Origin of the sequence: Hoyosella sp. YIM 151337, assembly GCF_026041215.1 — a bacterium.
Taxonomy (GTDB): Bacteria; Actinomycetota; Actinomycetes; order Mycobacteriales; family Mycobacteriaceae; genus Hoyosella.
On the sequence record NZ_JAPEIQ010000011.1, the window covers coordinates 78,489 to 93,814 of the forward strand.

A 15,326-nucleotide genomic window follows, 5' to 3' on the forward strand; every position below is an offset into this window, starting at 1 on the left:
TGTTGCTCGTGGGTGAACTTTTGCCCGGCTGCGTGCAATATGGACACGACCCGCAATGGGAATGGGCCGAAGCCGAAAGGAAACCACCGCAATGGGACAGGTCAGCGCGACAAATTCGATCACAATCGCCGCGCCGGTAGACACAGTTTTCGCAGCGCTTGCCGATTATGAAAATGTGCGGCCACGGATCCTCTCCGCGCATTATCGGGACTACCGCGTCGTCGAAGGCGGTAACGGCGATGGAACGATCGCGCAGTGGACACTGCAGGCCACATCCAAGCGGTCGCGCGATATCAAAGCTGCAGTGAGCATTGACGGTACGACGATCGTCGAGAGGGACGCCAACTCATCACTCGTCACCACCTGGAGTATTGCCCCGGCAGGGGCAGGCAGTGAAGTCACCACCACAACCCAATGGAAAGGCGCTGGCGGAATCGGCGGCTTCTTCGAAAAAACCTTCGCCCCACTCGGCCTCAAGAAGATCCAGGCAGAGGTTCTGGAAAACCTCAAGGCAGACGTGGAAAAGTAGCTCCCGGTAGGATCGCGGCAGCCCTCAAATCGAAAGGAATCCCATGCAGCCAGGCGGTACGCCCGACATGCAGGCGATCATTCAGCAGGCGCAAGCCATGCAGCAGCAGCTCATGGAAGCGCAGGAGAAGATTGCCGCTACTGAAGTTGAGGGACAGGCTGGTGGCGGGCTCGTCACCGCGAAGATCACCGGCACTGGTGAACTGGTTGACCTCACGATCGACCCAAAGGTTGTCGATCCCGACGACGTCGAGACTCTGCAGGACCTGATTGTCGGGGCGATCAAGGACGCGAACCAGAAGGCGCAGAGCCTGGCCGCAGACGCGCTTGGGCCATTCGCCTCAGGCATGGGTGGTGGCGCGGGCATTCCGGGCCTGCCCTTCTAAGGCAGAGCGCGAGTGTACGAAGGACCTGTTCAGGACCTCATTGATGAGCTCGGCAAATTGCCGGGCATCGGTCCTAAAGGCGCGCAGCGCATTGCGTTCCACATCTTGACCGCTGACCGCGCTGACATCGCGCGGCTGCAGGATGCGTTGCAGCGCATTCGCGATGGCGTGCAGTTCTGCGTCGTCTGCGGCACTGTGGCAGAGCAAAAGCGTTGCCGGATCTGTGCGGATCCCCGACGTGACCGCACCATGATTTGCGTCGTTGAGGAGCCAAAAGACGTCCAAGCGATCGAGCGCACCCGCGAGTTCAAAGGTGTGTACCACGTTCTCGGCGGGGCGCTCGACCCGCTTTCCGGTGTCGGACCGGATCAGTTGCGAATCCGGGAGTTGCTCGCACGCATCGGCGGTCAGTCTCCCGGTGACACAGGCGAGGACACAGAGATCGGTGAGCCTGCGGACGTCACCGAAGTCATCATCGCCACAGACCCCAACACCGAAGGCGAGGCGACCGCAACGTACCTCGTAAGGATGCTGCGGCCCTTCCCCGGCCTGTCAGTGACGCGACTTGCATCCGGCTTGCCGATGGGTGGTGACCTGGAATTTGCTGATGAACTCACTCTCGGCCGCGCGCTTTCGGGGCGGCGCGCACTGTGAACACTGCATCAAGAAAAATGGCTGCCCAAGAATCGGTGCCGAGGCAGTTGCAGCCTAGCCGTGCCGTCGACAGCGCAGCTGTCACGCGCGCAGCCGACCTGCTGGTGAGATGGCCGGCCAGACTCGGCGGCGTCAGGCTCGCAGCTGTCGACGGCCCGTCCGGATCAGGCAAGACGGTGTTTTCGCGAGCCCTCGCTGCGGAGCTGAACCGTCGCGGTCTCACCGTGGCTGTTGTCGCATGTGATGATTTTGCGACATGGAATCGCCCGGCTTCCTGGTGGCCGGAACTGGAAGTCGGTGTGCTCGCAGCTCTCGCGAACGGCAGCGACGGCCGTTATCGGGCGATCCGGTGGGCAAACGACAACCCAATCCCCGGGCCTTTCGTTGACATCGCGGTACCGGATGTCCTCATCATCGAGGGCGTAACGAGCGCACGCCGGGCGCTGGTTGGCCGAGTGAGCGTTGCGGTTTGGCTGGAGTGGGGGAGCCCATCACAGCGGCTTGACGTCGTCGCTAGCCGGGACGGCGAGCAGTGCCGCGAGCCGCTGCGGCTATGGCAGGACTTCGAAGCGGGATGGTTCGCCGTGGACGGCACGCGGGAACGGTGCGACGTGGTCGTGTGCCGATAGGCGTTCGGTGATTACCGCGCGACGGCCAGCCGTTCTTTGCGCAGGAGATCCACTTCGGCGAGCGGCAGTGGCTCGAGTTCCTCAACACCGAGGGCGCGCTGAATGATGAGGTCGGCCAATTCAGGGTTTCGGGCCAGCACTGGGCCGTGCATGTAGGTCCCAATGACGGACCCTTGCACCGCACCCTCGTACCCGTCGCCAGCCCCATTCCCGACACCATGTGTGACGCGGCCGAGTGGCGCAGCGGCGGGACCGAGCGTCGTTCCCCCGCGGTGATTCTCAAACCCCGTGAGCGGCGCTGTGAGGCCATCAGCGAGCGGCGTGGTAATTACCTCGCCGATCGCGCGGACATCGCGGGGCGATGTGGTGGCGTCAAGCAGCGAAACACCCTCCACGCGCTCCCCAGACGACGTTTCATACCAGTGACCGAGCACCTGGATTGCGGCGCAAATGGCGAGCACCGGCGCGCCCCGCTCCGCAGCCCGCTGAAGCCCGGGATAGCGGTTGAGGTGGCGGGTCGCTAGCCGCTGCGCGTAGTCCTCAGCGCCACCGAGGGCGTACATGTCCAATGACTCCGGCACCTCGTCATCGAGCGTGATGTCAACGATCGTGGCGTCGATGCCCCGCATTGTGAGGCGCTGCCGCAGAATGAGAGCGTTACCGCCATCACCGTAGGTTCCCATGACGTCTGGCAGCACCAGTCCGATCCGGACGGTTGATTCAGACACGCGAAGCCTCTCTTTCGATCGCCCGATTCAGTCCCAGGAATGCGGTGTAGTTGGCGAGCACTTCTACCCGGCCGGGCGGACACGAGCGGATGGCCGCGAGCGGGTCTTTCACCAGGGTGTGCTCAACACCCGCGTAAGTGAGACGCACTCCGAGGTCGGTGCCGCGTTCGCCGGACGCTACAACGTGAATGCCTTCAAAGTGCTCGAATCTAACGTCCCACAGCCAGGACAGGTCCTCACCGTCAGGAACCTGGCCGTTGACTGCGATCACGAGGCCGTCGACGGTGGAATCGATCATCGAAAGTGCTTCCTGCCAGCCGGCCGGGTTCTTCGCGAGCAGCATGCGAACGTTGTGCGAACCAACCTGAACGGTGCTGTATCGGCCGGCGACCTCGCGAACGGCGGAAACCGCTGCCACGGCCGCTTCTGCTGATACGCCCATCGCGACCGCGGCTGCGACAGCCTGCGCCGCGTTGCCACGGTTCGCCCGCCCGGGCAGCGCGAGCGTCATCGGCAGCTTCACGCCATCTGGGCCGTAGAGGTTCTCGTCGTCGACCCACCAGTCAGGTGTGGGCCGGCGGAAGTCGCTACCGGTGCTTCGCCACTCCGTTCCTTCGCGCACAATCGGCTCACCGGTGCGAGGGCAGCTTACCGAATCGCCCACCCAGGCGTTCCCGGCCGCGACCCACACGACATTCGGGCAGTCGTAGGCAGCCGAGGTGACGAGCACATCGTCACAATTGGCGATGATGGTCGTGTCGGGGTGGCGCTCAAGCCCCGCTCGCAGCCGCCGCTCGATCATGTTTATTTCGCCGACGCGGTCCAGCTGGTCACGCGTGAGGTTGAGCAGAATGATGGCTTTCGGATCGGTGAAGTCAGAGACGTGCGGCAGATGCAGCTCGTCTACTTCAATCGCCCCGAGCGCCGCGTGCAGGTTCTGATTGAACGCGGCGACGATGCCCGCGTCCATGTTCGCACCGTCGCTGTTTGTCGCCACCTCGCCAAGGTTTGCGAGCGCTGCGGCAGTCATGCGCGTGGTTGTGGACTTGCCGTTGGTGCCGGTGATGAGCACTGTGTCCCGGTAGCTCGCGAGCTGAGTCATGATCGATTTGTCGATCTTCAGCGCGATCAGACCGCCGATCATGTTGCCGGCGCCGCGCCCTGACTTCCGTGACATCCAGGACGCGGTCCGCGCGGCACGCAACGCGAGTTTGCCCCGCGCCGTGATTGGTGCGCGGGCTACCTCTCCGGTTGAGTTCCCCTTGGCCATGCAAAGAGGCTAGTTCGGCTCGCCGCGTTTGTGCGCGGTGAACGCCCGAATTCACACAACGATCAGTGCGATGATTGTCACTTCTGCCCTGGATCAGGGGTGTCGTACGCCGCAAGATCGTTGAAGCGAGTCTGTTTCGCCACCGGCGCGCCCGTGAGGTAACCAGCCCGCCCGAGCGCATGACCTCCCACAGCCGCGGTCGCCAGGTTGATAATGATCGCGAGACCCGCTTTTACTGCGTTGAGCGCCGATGGTTCGTGGAGCACGACCCCCAGCACGATCAGTGCAACCCCCAAACCCGACGCGGTGGTGATAGCGCTGATTCGTGAATAGAGGTCCGGCAGTTTGAGGACGCCGATCGCAGCGGACACGAAGGCGAGCGTGCCGAGCACGATAAGGATCGTGCCGATTACTTCTAGAATTCCTGTCACCTTTGCCCCCTGGTGACGAGTCGCGCGACGCTCAACGTTGCCAGGAAGCCGACAACCGTCGCGACGAGGACGATATCGAGCACGATGTCGGTGGTCATCCGCAGACCAAACAGTGCGGTCACCCCGATAAACGCGAAGAAGACGAGGTCAGCCGCGACGCCCCGATCAGCGTCTCGCGGGCCGGTCAGCACCCGCCACGAAGCGGGTATCAGTGTCAGCGCGACGACGACGAGTGCGATGTCGAGTATGACGTTCATGCGGCGCCCCCTTCGGGGCCGGTCTGGTGCGCAACCGGAATCGGCCCGGGGTCACCGTCGCGGCGCATGGCCTTCAATAGTTTTGCCTCGTGTTCATAGAGTTCCGCACGGAACTCATCGCGATCAGGGGCATACATCCCGTGGACGTACAGCACGGGCGGGTCATTTTGTACTGACAACGTGAGTGTGCCCGGTGTGAGGGAGATCAAGTTGGCGAACAGGGTGATCTCGAGGTCGGTACTGCACCGCAGCGGCAACCGTACGATGCCCGCGTCCATCTTCGTTCCCGGCGTGACAATGTCCCACCCTACGATGACGTTCGACTCGATCAATAACCACACGTACTGCAGAACGAAGCGCAGCCACCGGAATGGCCAGTTCAGCAGGTTCATTGACTGATCACCGCCTCGACGTAGCCGTTAGTATCCAGCAGCCCGGCGGCTGCCTGCTCAGAGAGGAAGAGCAGACCCTGCGCGCCGATACCGACCGACAGTGTGACGATCGTCAGTATCACTGCGGGTACGGCCAGGGACGGCTTCACGTGGGTGAGGAGCCGGCCTGGCCGCCGGGCGCTCACGAGACTCACACCGTCTTCAGGAGCACGGCCCCAGAACACGCCCTTCCAGATCTTCAGCATCGACATCAGAGTCAGCAGGCTGACCACGATCGCGATCACCGCAGCGGCGATCTGTGCCTCGTCGACCGCCGCTTTGACCAACACGAGTTTCGCGACGAAACCGGAAAACGGGGGAAGACCCGCGAGCGAAAGCGCCGCACCGAGAAACGCTGCCGCGATGAGCGGTTCGGTGCGGGCAATGCCCTGAACACGATCGAGATCGTTCGTTTTGTAGGTCACCTCAATCGCGCCGGTCGAAAGGAACAGCGACGCCTTCACGATCATGTGGTGCAGGAGGTAGAAGATTCCGGCGGTGAGTCCGATCGGACCAAACAAGGCGACACCGAGCAGGATGTACCCGATCTGGCTGATCATGTGGAACGCGAGAATCGAGCGTGTGGTGTTCTCGCCGACAGCGCCGAGGACACCGATCAGCATGGTCGCCGACATGATGACGACGCCGATCCAGAGGTATCGGCTGTCGCCTTCGAAAACCACAGCGTAAATCCGGTAGATCGCGTAGATCGCCACCTTGGTGTGCAGCCCGGAAAAGAGCGCGGTGACCGCCGGTGACGTGTACGGGTAGGTTCGCGCAAGCCAGCCGTGGACAGGCACGACCGCAGCTTTGACACCCAGAGCGATCAAGACGACGGCGACGGCCGCGCCGATCAAGGGGTCCTCGCTGCCAGCGCCGGCGAGTTCTGCGACGTTGACGGTCCCGGCGACGCCGTACACGAGCCCCACCCCGACGAGGAAGATCGTTGAGGTCAGCAAGTTCATCGTCACGTAGAGGCGGCCAGCTGACAGTCGGCGCAACCCGCCCAGCATGGCGATCAGCCCGTAGGACGGCAGCAGCATGACCTCGATGAAAACGAACAGGTTGAAGAGATCACCTGTGAGTAAGGCGCCGTAAACGCCGCCAGCGAGGACGAGGACGAGGGGCGCGAAGTACGGCCGGTCGTCGTCGCCTGCGGCGATGCCGAAACCGGAGCACACGAGCGCCAGGAGCGCGGTGACGATGATCATCAGTGCGCTAAACATGTCTGCCACGAAGGGAATCGCGATGCCGCTTGGCCACAGCGCGATGCTGTGTGCCAGCACGACTCCGCCGTACGTCTCAATGGCTAGCCAGATTCCGAAAACGAGAGCAAAGGCGTTGGTGCCGAGCAGGACTGTGCGCCGCAGAGCCTGCGGGGCATGCACGACAGCCAGTAGCGCTGCGGCGAGCAGCGGAACGATAACGACGATGGCGAGTTGAGGACTGTTCATGGGTTGCCCTCACCATGCACGTCGCCGGTCTGCATACCTTCACCGCGGGGCGCGGCCGAAGGCACGCCGCCTTGCTGAATCTCTCGCTTGTCTTCGGGTGCTTCTGTGCGGTCCACAGTCTCCTCTTGCGGGGGAGGGCTCGGTTTGACGGGCAGCGCGGGGTCGTCGGTGTCGTCGTCACCCGATCCGCTTCCCGCGAGGGTCAGCATGTAGATCGTGATAGAGAAGGCGATCACGATGGCGGTCAGGGCGAACGCTTGCGGCAGCGCATCCGCGGCATCTGCTAAGTCCGTGAGCTGGACGAGTGGTGCTTCCCGGCGCGCGGCCACGCCCGCGGAGAGCAGAACCAGGTTGGCAGCGTGCCCAAGGAGGACAAAGCCGAAGGTAATACGCACCATGCCGCGCTGCAGCACGAGATACACCCCGCCGGCGACGAGAACCCCAACGAACAAGGCGAGAGTCATCGCTGGCCTCCATTCGTGAGCGCGCGTTCGGCCTCAGGATGCGCTGCTTCCGGGCCAGCCGCGCCGGCTGAGGCATCGTCAGGCCCGGCGCCGCCGGGCGGGCCATGAGGCCTGGGTGGGGGAGTGTCCTCCACACCCAGACGATTCAGCGCCGCAAGGATGACGCCGACCACGGCGAGGTACACGCCGACGTCGAAGATGAGCGCCGTCGTGAAGTGGTAATACGAATCGCCCAGCAGCGGGATGTTGTAGTGCAGCGGACGCAGGAACGAACCGTCAAAGAACCCGAGTACACCGACGAGGGTCGCCAGCGCGATACCGGAAGCGATGAGGCCCACGTAGGGCAGCTTGATGGGTGCCCGTGCTGCGCTAGGAGCACTGAGGTACGCCAGCGCGAAGCCTGCGCCACCAACGAGCGCGGAGATGAATCCGCCTCCAGGCAGGTCGTGGCCGCGCAACAGGAGGTAGAGCGACAGAATGATCAGGATGGGTGCGAGCCAGCGGCCGACTGTGCGAGCGAGAATGGTGTTGCCTGTCGCTGACCCGATCGGGGTGTTCTCCAGTTCGGCGGCGCGCGGATCGCGGTCGCCGCGGAGCAACCCGCTCGATTCGAGGACGGAGATGATGATCAGGCCGGCTACACCGAGCACCGTCAGCTCGCCGAGGGTGTCAAGGGCACGGAAATCGACAAGGATTGTGTTGACGACGTTAGTGCCGCCCGTCTGATCCTCTGCTTCACGCAAGAAATACTCCGCCGCGGGAGAGGCTTCGCGCCGGCCGGTTAGCGTGAAGGTCGCAAGCGCGGCAATACCGCCCGCCACCACCGCGATCGCGGCGGTCACGTAGGTGCGGGATTTGCTCACCTTGTGGAAGGCGCGGGGCAAGCGCCGCAGGATGAGGACCGCGACGACCACTGTCAGAACTTCCACAAGAAGCTGGGTGAGACCCACATCGGGGGCTCCGAGGACGAAGAACAGCAGCGCTATGACGAAGCCGACCACACCGAGCAAAGCAAGCGCGGCCAGTCGTGACTGGGCGATCACGATGCCGATCACCCCGGCGGTGACGAGTATCAGCAGTAGCCAATCGATTGGCTGGGTTACTGGCGCCGGGAATGGCGGAACGAGCGGGCTGCTGGCGAAGACCCCGACGGCGAGCAGCGCCAGCAGGATGAACGGCGCAGCAAGGTGCCGGGCAGGTGAGTTTGATCGAGTGAGGTCACCGACTCGCGCGCCGAACGCGATCGTGCCACTGAAAAGCTTCTCGAAGATCTCTACACCGGTAATCGGGAAGAGCGTGCGGTCCAGCAGCCGGTCGATGGCCTCCCGCTTGAGAAACAGCACAATACCGACGGAGATCGTGATCACCGACATGATGAACGCGGGGTTCACTCCATGCCAGAGCGTGAGGTAGAAGTTCGCTGGCAGTCCCTGGGTGTCGAGGACGATCCGGTCGATCAACGGCTCCAGCCAGCCTGCGGAGAAACCGAGGACCAGGCCTGCGAGCGAAGAAACTGCTGCGGGCAGCAGGAAGACGAGCGACGGTTCGCGCAGTTTGGTCTGCGCGGTCGGACCACCGAAGGCGCCGTAGACGATCCGGAAAGAGTAGGCGAAGGTGAAGATCGCGCCAATAACCGCGAAGGTGCCAACAAGCGGTCCGACGAAGTCAGGGCCGGGCGCTTCCAGGAACGCCCCAAACATGTTCTCCTTCGAAATGAAGCCGAGCAGGGGCGGTACACCCGCCATGGACAGCGCGGACAGCGCGGTGAGAGCCGCGGTGAGAGGCATGACCCGGCGCAAGCCTGTCAGTTTGCGAATATCCCTGCTGCCGACCTCGCGGTCGATGACACCGACGAGCATGAACAGGGTCGCTTTGAATAGGGCATGCGCGAGCGTGTGGATGCCCGCTGCGGCGAGCGCGGCGGGGGTGCCGATACCGATGACGGCGACGAGGAAGCCGAGCTGGCTCACTGTTGAGTAGGCCAGCAGCTCTTTGAGGTCGTGCCGCTGCAGCGCGAAGATGGCGCCCATGATCGCGGTGATGAGGCCGACAGTTATAAGCGTGACGTGCCACACCGTGTAGTCACTGAGGACGGGTGAGAAGCGCATGAGCAGGTAAATGCCTGCTTTCACCATCGCCGCGGCATGCAGGTAGGCGCTGACCGGTGTCGCGGCGGCCATCGCGTCGGGAAGCCAGTAGTGGAACGGGAACTGGGCCGACTTGGTGAAGGCCGCGAGAATGATAAGCAGCGCGACGACTGTCGCAAAGGTCGGGTTCTCTTGCCATACCGGGTGCGCCAGGATGACGCTCAACTGCGAGGTGCCGGTGTACACCATCATGGTCACCACAGCACTGAGGAGTGAGAGACCGCCGCCCGCGGTAAGTAGCAGTGTGCGCAACGCGGGCTTGTTGGCGTGCAGGCCGGATCGGCCGATCAGGAAGAACGACGCGATTGTTGTGAACTCCCAGAACACGAAGAGCAACACCACGTCATCGGCGACTACCAGACCGAACATCGCGGCGGCGAAGAGCGACATCAACGCGTAGAAGCCGGCGTGCCGCCCATGGCTGAAGTAGCGCGCCGAGTACGCCATGATGAGCGCGCCCACACCTAATACCAGCGCGACGAACAGCAGGCCGGTGCCGTCCAGGCGGAGGTGGAAGTTCACCCCGATCGCAGGCATCCAAGGCTGCGTGTACTCGATAACTCCGCCACCGCGCAGGTGCGGCGGAGCCTCGTAGAAGATCCATCCTCCGAGCGCCAGGAAAATCGCGGCGTATACCCATCCGGTGGTACGTCCCAGGTACCGGTCGAGTAGTGGCGCCGCCACAGCTGTCAGCGCAAGGAGGCTCAGGACAATTGGCAGAACCACGTACCAGCCCCTTCAGCGAGTTTTCGGCAAAGTCGACGATGCGGGGTGCCTCGCGCTGAGGCCCCCGCTAGTGGATTGTTGCTGGTGGGGGGCAGCCACTGCCGTGATGGCCCCAGGTGCTGGAGTAGCCGTTGGAACCGGAGAAGCAGAGGTGGCCGCTAGAAGCGAAGCGTGCGGTGCGTAGGCCAGATGGCAGCGGGCAGGCAGTCATGTGTGAACTCCCATCGCTAGTATCTGGAACGCCGAAGTCACGATAGCAGTCGCTCATGACGGGCAAGTGACGTCCCAACCAGCCCTGCACCTCGATGTGGCGGCCCAAACCTGGGAGTCAGTTCCCGTAAACAATAAGATCCGTCGCGGTGGCGCACCACCGCGACGGATCTTAAGTGACTGTTGTCACGTCACCTTGACGCGGACTGAATGGCAATTGCCCGGTTGACGGCGGACACGACGGCCCGGAGCGAAGCGGTCGTGATCGACGTCGCGATGCCGACACCCCAGACCTGGGTGTCACCGACGAGGCACTCGACGTATGCCGCAGCGGACGCATCGTCGCCTGCGGACATGGCGTGCTCGCTGTAATCAAGTACCCGGACGTCGAGGGCCAGGGTCGCCAGCGCGCTGACGAACGCGGCGAGCGGCCCGTTGCCTTTCCCTGCAATTTCGCGCTCGGCGCCGTTATAGACGACGGTGGCGGTGATCGAGTCGGTGCCACCATCGACTTCCGCCTGGTCGTACAGCTGCCGGATTCGTTCCAGTGGTGACACCGGCTCCAGATATTCCCTGGAGAAGGCCGCCCACATGGCCTCTGGACCGATCTCGCCGCCTTCGGTGTCGGTGTGCTGCTGGACAATCCGCGAGAACTCGATCTGCAGACGTCGCGGCAGCTGCAGGCCATGGTCGGTTTTCATGATGTACGCGACGCCGCCCTTGCCCGACTGTGAATTGACCCGGATCACGGCCTCGTATGTTCGGCCCACATCTTTCGGGTCGATGGGCAGGTACGGGACCTGCCACACAATGTCGTCGACTTCTGCGCTTGCTGCTTCGGCGTCTTCTCGCATGGCGTCGAAGCCTTTGTTGATTGCGTCCTGGTGGCTGCCAGAGAACGCGGTGTAGACCAGGTCGCCACCGTAGGGGTGCCGTTCCGGCACCGGCAGCTGGTTGCAGTACTCGACGGTGCGGCGGATGTCGTCGATATCGGAGAAGTCGATCTGTGGATCGATGCCGCGGCTGAACATGTTCATGCCCAGCGTCACCAGACAGACGTTCCCGGTGCGCTCGCCGTTGCCGAACAGGCAGCCTTCGATTCGGTCGGCACCAGCCTGGAAGCCGAGTTCGGCTGCCGCCACAGCTGTACCGCGATCGTTGTGCGGGTGCAGGCTGAGGATGAGGGAATCGCGGCGCTCCAGGTTGCGGTGCATCCACTCGATGGAGTCCGCGTACACGTTTGGTGTGGTCATTTCGACCGTCGCGGGCAGGTTGATGATCATGGGCTGCTCGGGTGTGGGGGCGAAGATCTCAGTGACAGCGTCACAGACGTCTTTCGCGTAGCTCAGCTCGGTGCCCGTATAGGACTCGGGCGAGTATTGCCACATCCAGTTCGTATCGGGGTACTTCGCGGCTTCTTCCTTGCAGACCAGGGCACCGTCGACGGCAATCTTCTTGATCACGTCCTTGTCAGCGCGGAACACAACGCGCCGCTGCAGAATTGACGTCGAATTGTAGATGTGGACGATCACGTTCTTGGCCCCGCGACAGGCGTCGAACGTCCGTCTGATCAACTCTTCGCGGCACTGCGTGAGGACCTGAATGTAAACGTCATCCGGAATCGCGCCGTCCTCGATGATTTCGCGGACGAAATCGAAATCAGTTTGGCTCGCGGAGGGAAAGCCGACCTCGATGTGTTTGTAGCCCATGCTGACGAGCAGGTCGAACATGCGGCGCTTGCGAGCGGGGCTCATAGGGTCGATGAGTGCCTGGTTGCCATCACGCAAGTCGACTGCACACCATAGCGGCGCGCGCTCGGCAACAGTATCCGGCCACGTGCGGTCGGGCAGCGAGATCCGTTCTACTTCGTCCTCGAAGGGCCGGTACCGGTAGACCGGCATGGAACTGTTCTTCTGCGGATTCCACGACGGCTGCCCAGCGGGCTTGGGACGTGAGGGAGCGGACGTGGCGGAAACCTGACCAGCCTCAGGCTCAACAATTGTCATCGGAAGATCTCTCTCGGATAAGTAAGGACTTGGCTCCCACGCGGGAGTAGACCAGCACCAGAAAGTCCCGCGACGGGATGCCGGTCTGAGTCAGATCCCGTCGCGGCAGCCAAGGAGAAGCCCGCGATGCATGCACTCACTGTACCCCGGCGCGCAAGTCTGTCACACGGGGCTATCGGCACCGTCGCGTGAAATGGGGCGAAACTCGCAGGTGCTGTCGCGGTACCCGTGACGTGAGCGCGGTCAGCAGGCTAGCGTGTGATCATGGCAACTGGTGGCCCTTCGGAACGTGAATTCGACGTCGTTCTCTATGGTGCGAGCGGATTCGTCGGCAAATTGACCGCACAGCATATAGCTCAGAGCGCGCCCGATTACGCACGAATTGCAGTGGCCGGCCGATCGGCTCGCAAGCTGCAGGCGGTGCTCGACGAAATTGGTGGTGTCGCCCACACCTGGCCGATCATCGAGGCGGATGCTGAAGATCCGGGCTCGCTCGCGGAGATGGCGGCACGGACTCGCGTCGTCGTCACGACGGTCGGGCCGTACGCGAAGTACGGGCTTCCGCTCGTCGAAGCGTGCGTCAACGCGGGGACGGACTACGCGGACCTTACCGGTGAGCAGTTATTTGTGCGCGACACCATCGAGCGGTTCCATGAGCGGGCCCAAGAGACTGGCTCCCGAATCGTGCATTCATGCGGGTTTGATTCGGTGCCGTCAGACCTGAACGTGTACCAAATCTTTCAACAGGCGCTCGCGGATGACGCGGGTGAACTCGGTGACACCACGCTCTACGTCAAAGCGCTGCGCGGCGGCATGAGTGGTGGCACCGTCGCCTCTGGACGCCGCCAGATGGAGCGCGAAGCTGAGGATCCCGCGCTCGCGCAAGTAGTAAAGGACCCTTACACGTTCAGCACGGACCGTGAGCTGGAACCCGATCTCGGGTCGCAGCCAGATAGCGGATTCGGGAAAGCCAGCGACATCGATCCCGAGCTCAAAGGCTGGACCGCGACGTTTCTGATGGCTCCGTACAATACGCGCATTGTCCGGCGCACGAACGGTCTGCTCGGCTGGGCGTACGGTAAGCAGTTCAAATATCGCGAAGTGATGGGCACTGGGTCCTCGGTCGCTGCGCCGATTCTCGCCGCGGCAACATCGGGCGGGCTCGGAGCGATGTGGAAGTTCGGGCCAACCCTGTTCAAGCGGGCACCGAAAAAGATCATCGACCGCATACTTCCTGCGCCCGGTTCGGGCCCGAGTGAGGAAGCGCGCCTCAAGGGATTCTTTGTGATCGAAACCTACGCGCAGACGTCCTCAGGAGCTAGGTATAAATCGACGTTCGCGCAGCAGGGTGATCCCGGTTATGCGGCGACCGCTGTGATGCTAGGAGAGGCAGGCCTGTGTCTCGCGCTGGACCGGGACAAGCTTTCCGCGCTTACGGGTGTAATCACGCCGGCCGCAGCTATGGGTGACGCGCTGCCGCGCCGTCTTCGTGCGGCCGGGGTGAAACTGGAAACGGAGCGTGTGGCGGAAAGATCAACCGTCTCATAAGGCGGAAGTGATAAATCTTCTGCGACTAATTATGCGCGCGCATTTCACCCAGGTTGACCAGCGCAGATGTGGGGACTTGGGAGCGTGCGCGGGTAGTCAAGCGAACTGAGCGAAGGCGCATTCCGTCGGAATTCTCGGTAGAGTGTTCGCTTGGAATCCAGGCAATTTACCGAAAGGGTGAGTTTCAGCGTGGCGCTAGTCGTGCAAAAGTACGGAGGATCCTCGGTCGAGTCCGCCGAGCGCATAAAGCGTGTTGCCGAGCGGATCGTCGAGACAAAGCGCCAGGGTCATGACGTGGTCGTTGTCGTCTCTGCCATGGGTGACACCACGGACGATCTGCTGAAGCTGGCTCATGACGTATCGCCAGCCCCGCACCCGCGTGAGATGGACATGCTCCTGACTGCGGGTGAGCGTATTTCAAATGCCCTCGTCGCCATGGCGATTCATGCGCTCGGTGCCGAGGCCCGGTCGTTCACCGGGTCGCAGGCGGGGGTTATCACGACGCAATCGCACGGCAAGGCGAAGATTATCGACGTCACGCCGGGCCGCGTCCGGGCAGCGCTCGACGAGGGATCCATCGTCCTGGTGGCAGGTTTTCAGGGCGTCAGCCAGGACAGCAAAGACGTCACTACGCTCGGGCGTGGCGGATCGGACACGACTGCGGTCGCGCTGGCGGCGGCGCTCGGCGCTGACGTGTGCGAGATCTACACCGATGTCGACGGGGTGTACAGCGCCGATCCGCGGATCGTGCCAAACGCCCGCAAACTCGACAAGATCTCGTTCGAGGAGATGCTCGAGATGGCCGCGGCCGGCGCGAAGGTGCTGATGCTGCGCTGTGTCGAGTACGCCCGCCGCTACAACACTCCGATCCACGTCCGATCGTCGTATTCGAACAAACCCGGAACCGTTGTTTCCGGATCTATGGAGGACATTCCTGTGGAAGAGGCCATTCTGACCGGTGTTGCGCACGATCGCAGCGAGGCCAAGGTTACGGTGGTTGGCATCCCGGATGCGCCTGGTTTCGCCGCGCAGGTTTTCCGGGCTGTCGCCGACGCCGAGATCAACATCGACATGGTGCTGCAGAACGTCTCGAAGGTGGAGACCGGGAAAACCGACATCACCTTCACCCTGCCTCGCGCCGATGGGCCCAAAGCAGTTGAAAACCTCACGAAGCTGCAGGAAAAGATCGGTTTCAGTCAGGTTCTCTATGACGATCACATCGGCAAGCTCTCGCTCATCGGCGCTGGCATGCGGTCGCACCCAGGAGTAACAGCCACGTTCTGTGAGGCGCTCGCGAATGCGGGTGTCAACATCGAACTGATCTCGACCTCGGAAATCCGTATCTCCATCCTTTGCCGTGACACGGAACTTGACAAGGCCGTCGCCGCCATCCATGAGGCATTTGATCTCGGTGGCGATCAGGAAGCGGTCGTTTACGCCGGATCGGGGATCTGATC

At 62.8% G+C, this 15,326-nt stretch carries 15 protein-coding genes; 6 read left to right on the forward strand and 9 right to left on the reverse strand.

Annotation, left to right across the window (positions count from 1 at the left end; translation table 11 throughout):
* Positions 1 to 91: 91 nt before the first annotated feature.
* The 4 genes from ONR57_RS05105 to ONR57_RS05120 are packed head-to-tail and all read left to right on the forward strand — an operon-like array spanning position 92 to position 2,197.
* On the forward strand, positions 92 to 529 hold the full coding sequence (locus ONR57_RS05105; RefSeq protein ID WP_265121921.1) for an SRPBCC family protein: 438 nt from the start codon (positions 92 to 94) through the stop codon (positions 527 to 529).
* A 43-nt stretch (positions 530 to 572) separates the two neighbouring features.
* Complete coding sequence (locus ONR57_RS05110) at positions 573 to 914, forward strand: YbaB/EbfC family nucleoid-associated protein (protein ID WP_265121922.1); 342 nt, start codon at positions 573 to 575, stop codon at positions 912 to 914.
* 12 nt (positions 915 to 926) lie between these two features.
* Positions 927 to 1,568, forward strand: coding sequence for a recombination mediator RecR (gene recR / locus ONR57_RS05115; RefSeq protein ID WP_265121924.1), 642 nt, complete (start codon positions 927 to 929; stop codon positions 1,566 to 1,568).
* Between the two features lie 17 nt (positions 1,569 to 1,585).
* Complete coding sequence (locus ONR57_RS05120) at positions 1,586 to 2,197, forward strand: uridine kinase (protein WP_265121926.1); 612 nt, start codon at positions 1,586 to 1,588, stop codon at positions 2,195 to 2,197.
* An 11-nt stretch (positions 2,198 to 2,208) separates the two neighbouring features.
* Here ONR57_RS05120 and ONR57_RS05125 read toward each other — a convergent pair whose 3' ends face one another.
* From ONR57_RS05125 to leuA, 9 genes are all read right to left on the reverse strand, one after another.
* Complete coding sequence (locus ONR57_RS05125) at positions 2,209 to 2,925, reverse strand: type 1 glutamine amidotransferase (RefSeq protein WP_265121927.1); 717 nt, start codon at positions 2,923 to 2,925, stop codon at positions 2,209 to 2,211.
* Positions 2,918 to 4,195: a MurT ligase domain-containing protein gene (locus ONR57_RS05130; RefSeq protein ID WP_265121928.1), complete on the reverse strand. Its 1,278-nt coding sequence runs from the start codon at positions 4,193 to 4,195 to the stop codon at positions 2,918 to 2,920. The genes ONR57_RS05125 and ONR57_RS05130 overlap by 8 nt, the downstream gene beginning before the upstream one ends.
* 77 nt (positions 4,196 to 4,272) lie before the next feature.
* Positions 4,273 to 4,626, reverse strand: coding sequence for a monovalent cation/H(+) antiporter subunit G (locus ONR57_RS05135; RefSeq protein WP_265121929.1), 354 nt, complete (start codon positions 4,624 to 4,626; stop codon positions 4,273 to 4,275).
* On the reverse strand, positions 4,623 to 4,883 hold the full coding sequence (locus ONR57_RS05140; protein WP_265121930.1) for a monovalent cation/H+ antiporter complex subunit F: 261 nt from the start codon (positions 4,881 to 4,883) through the stop codon (positions 4,623 to 4,625). The genes ONR57_RS05135 and ONR57_RS05140 overlap by 4 nt, the downstream gene beginning before the upstream one ends.
* Positions 4,880 to 5,275, reverse strand: a complete 396-nt coding sequence (locus ONR57_RS05145) for a Na+/H+ antiporter subunit E (RefSeq protein WP_265121931.1) — start codon at positions 5,273 to 5,275, stop codon at positions 4,880 to 4,882. Before ONR57_RS05145 ends, ONR57_RS05140 begins: the two co-directional genes overlap by 4 nt.
* Entirely contained in the window at positions 5,272 to 6,768 is a 1,497-nt protein-coding gene (locus ONR57_RS05150) for a monovalent cation/H+ antiporter subunit D family protein (protein WP_265121933.1), read from the reverse strand. Before ONR57_RS05150 ends, ONR57_RS05145 begins: the two co-directional genes overlap by 4 nt.
* The gene (locus ONR57_RS05155) at positions 6,765 to 7,232 is read right to left on the reverse strand and encodes a sodium:proton antiporter (protein ID WP_265121935.1); all 468 of its coding nucleotides are present in this window, start codon (positions 7,230 to 7,232) and stop codon (positions 6,765 to 6,767) included. The genes ONR57_RS05150 and ONR57_RS05155 overlap by 4 nt, the downstream gene beginning before the upstream one ends.
* Positions 7,229 to 10,105 carry a DUF4040 family protein gene (locus ONR57_RS05160; RefSeq protein ID WP_265121936.1) on the reverse strand — a complete coding sequence of 959 codons (2,877 nt, stop codon included), beginning with the start codon at positions 10,103 to 10,105 and terminating at the stop codon, positions 7,229 to 7,231. The genes ONR57_RS05155 and ONR57_RS05160 overlap by 4 nt, the downstream gene beginning before the upstream one ends.
* A 401-nt stretch (positions 10,106 to 10,506) precedes the next feature.
* Positions 10,507 to 12,321 (reverse strand): 2-isopropylmalate synthase, encoded by a 1,815-nt coding sequence (leuA, locus tag ONR57_RS05165; RefSeq protein ID WP_265121938.1) that lies wholly within the window; start codon positions 12,319 to 12,321, stop codon positions 10,507 to 10,509.
* A gap of 264 nt (positions 12,322 to 12,585) precedes the next feature.
* On the opposite strand from leuA, the gene ONR57_RS05170 reads away from it, so the two are divergent.
* Both ONR57_RS05170 and ONR57_RS05175 read left to right on the forward strand, forming a co-directional pair.
* The gene (locus ONR57_RS05170; RefSeq protein WP_265121939.1) at positions 12,586 to 13,869 is read left to right on the forward strand and encodes a trans-acting enoyl reductase family protein; all 1,284 of its coding nucleotides are present in this window, start codon (positions 12,586 to 12,588) and stop codon (positions 13,867 to 13,869) included.
* A gap of 189 nt (positions 13,870 to 14,058) precedes the next feature.
* Positions 14,059 to 15,324, forward strand: a complete 1,266-nt coding sequence (locus ONR57_RS05175; RefSeq protein WP_265122153.1) for an aspartate kinase — start codon at positions 14,059 to 14,061, stop codon at positions 15,322 to 15,324.
* Positions 15,325 to 15,326 lie beyond the last annotated feature (2 nt).

Coding starts and splice junctions, on each gene's coding strand:
- ONR57_RS05105 (WP_265121921.1), top strand. CDS start 92: ATGGGACAGGTCAGCGCGACAAATTCGATCACAATCGCCGCGCCGGTA.
- ONR57_RS05110 (WP_265121922.1), top strand. CDS start 573: ATGCAGCCAGGCGGTACGCCCGACATGCAGGCGATCATTCAGCAGGCG.
- ONR57_RS05120 (WP_265121926.1), top strand. CDS start 1,586: ATGGCTGCCCAAGAATCGGTGCCGAGGCAGTTGCAGCCTAGCCGTGCC.
- ONR57_RS05130 (WP_265121928.1), bottom strand. CDS start 4,195: ATGGCCAAGGGGAACTCAACCGGAGAGGTAGCCCGCGCACCAATCACG.
- ONR57_RS05140 (WP_265121930.1), bottom strand. CDS start 4,883: ATGAACGTCATACTCGACATCGCACTCGTCGTCGTCGCGCTGACACTG.
- ONR57_RS05145 (WP_265121931.1), bottom strand. CDS start 5,275: ATGAACCTGCTGAACTGGCCATTCCGGTGGCTGCGCTTCGTTCTGCAG.
- ONR57_RS05150 (WP_265121933.1), bottom strand. CDS start 6,768: ATGAACAGTCCTCAACTCGCCATCGTCGTTATCGTTCCGCTGCTCGCC.
- ONR57_RS05155 (WP_265121935.1), bottom strand. CDS start 7,232: ATGACTCTCGCCTTGTTCGTTGGGGTTCTCGTCGCCGGCGGGGTGTAT.
- leuA (WP_265121938.1), bottom strand. CDS start 12,321: ATGACAATTGTTGAGCCTGAGGCTGGTCAGGTTTCCGCCACGTCCGCT.
- ONR57_RS05170 (WP_265121939.1), top strand. CDS start 12,586: ATGGCAACTGGTGGCCCTTCGGAACGTGAATTCGACGTCGTTCTCTAT.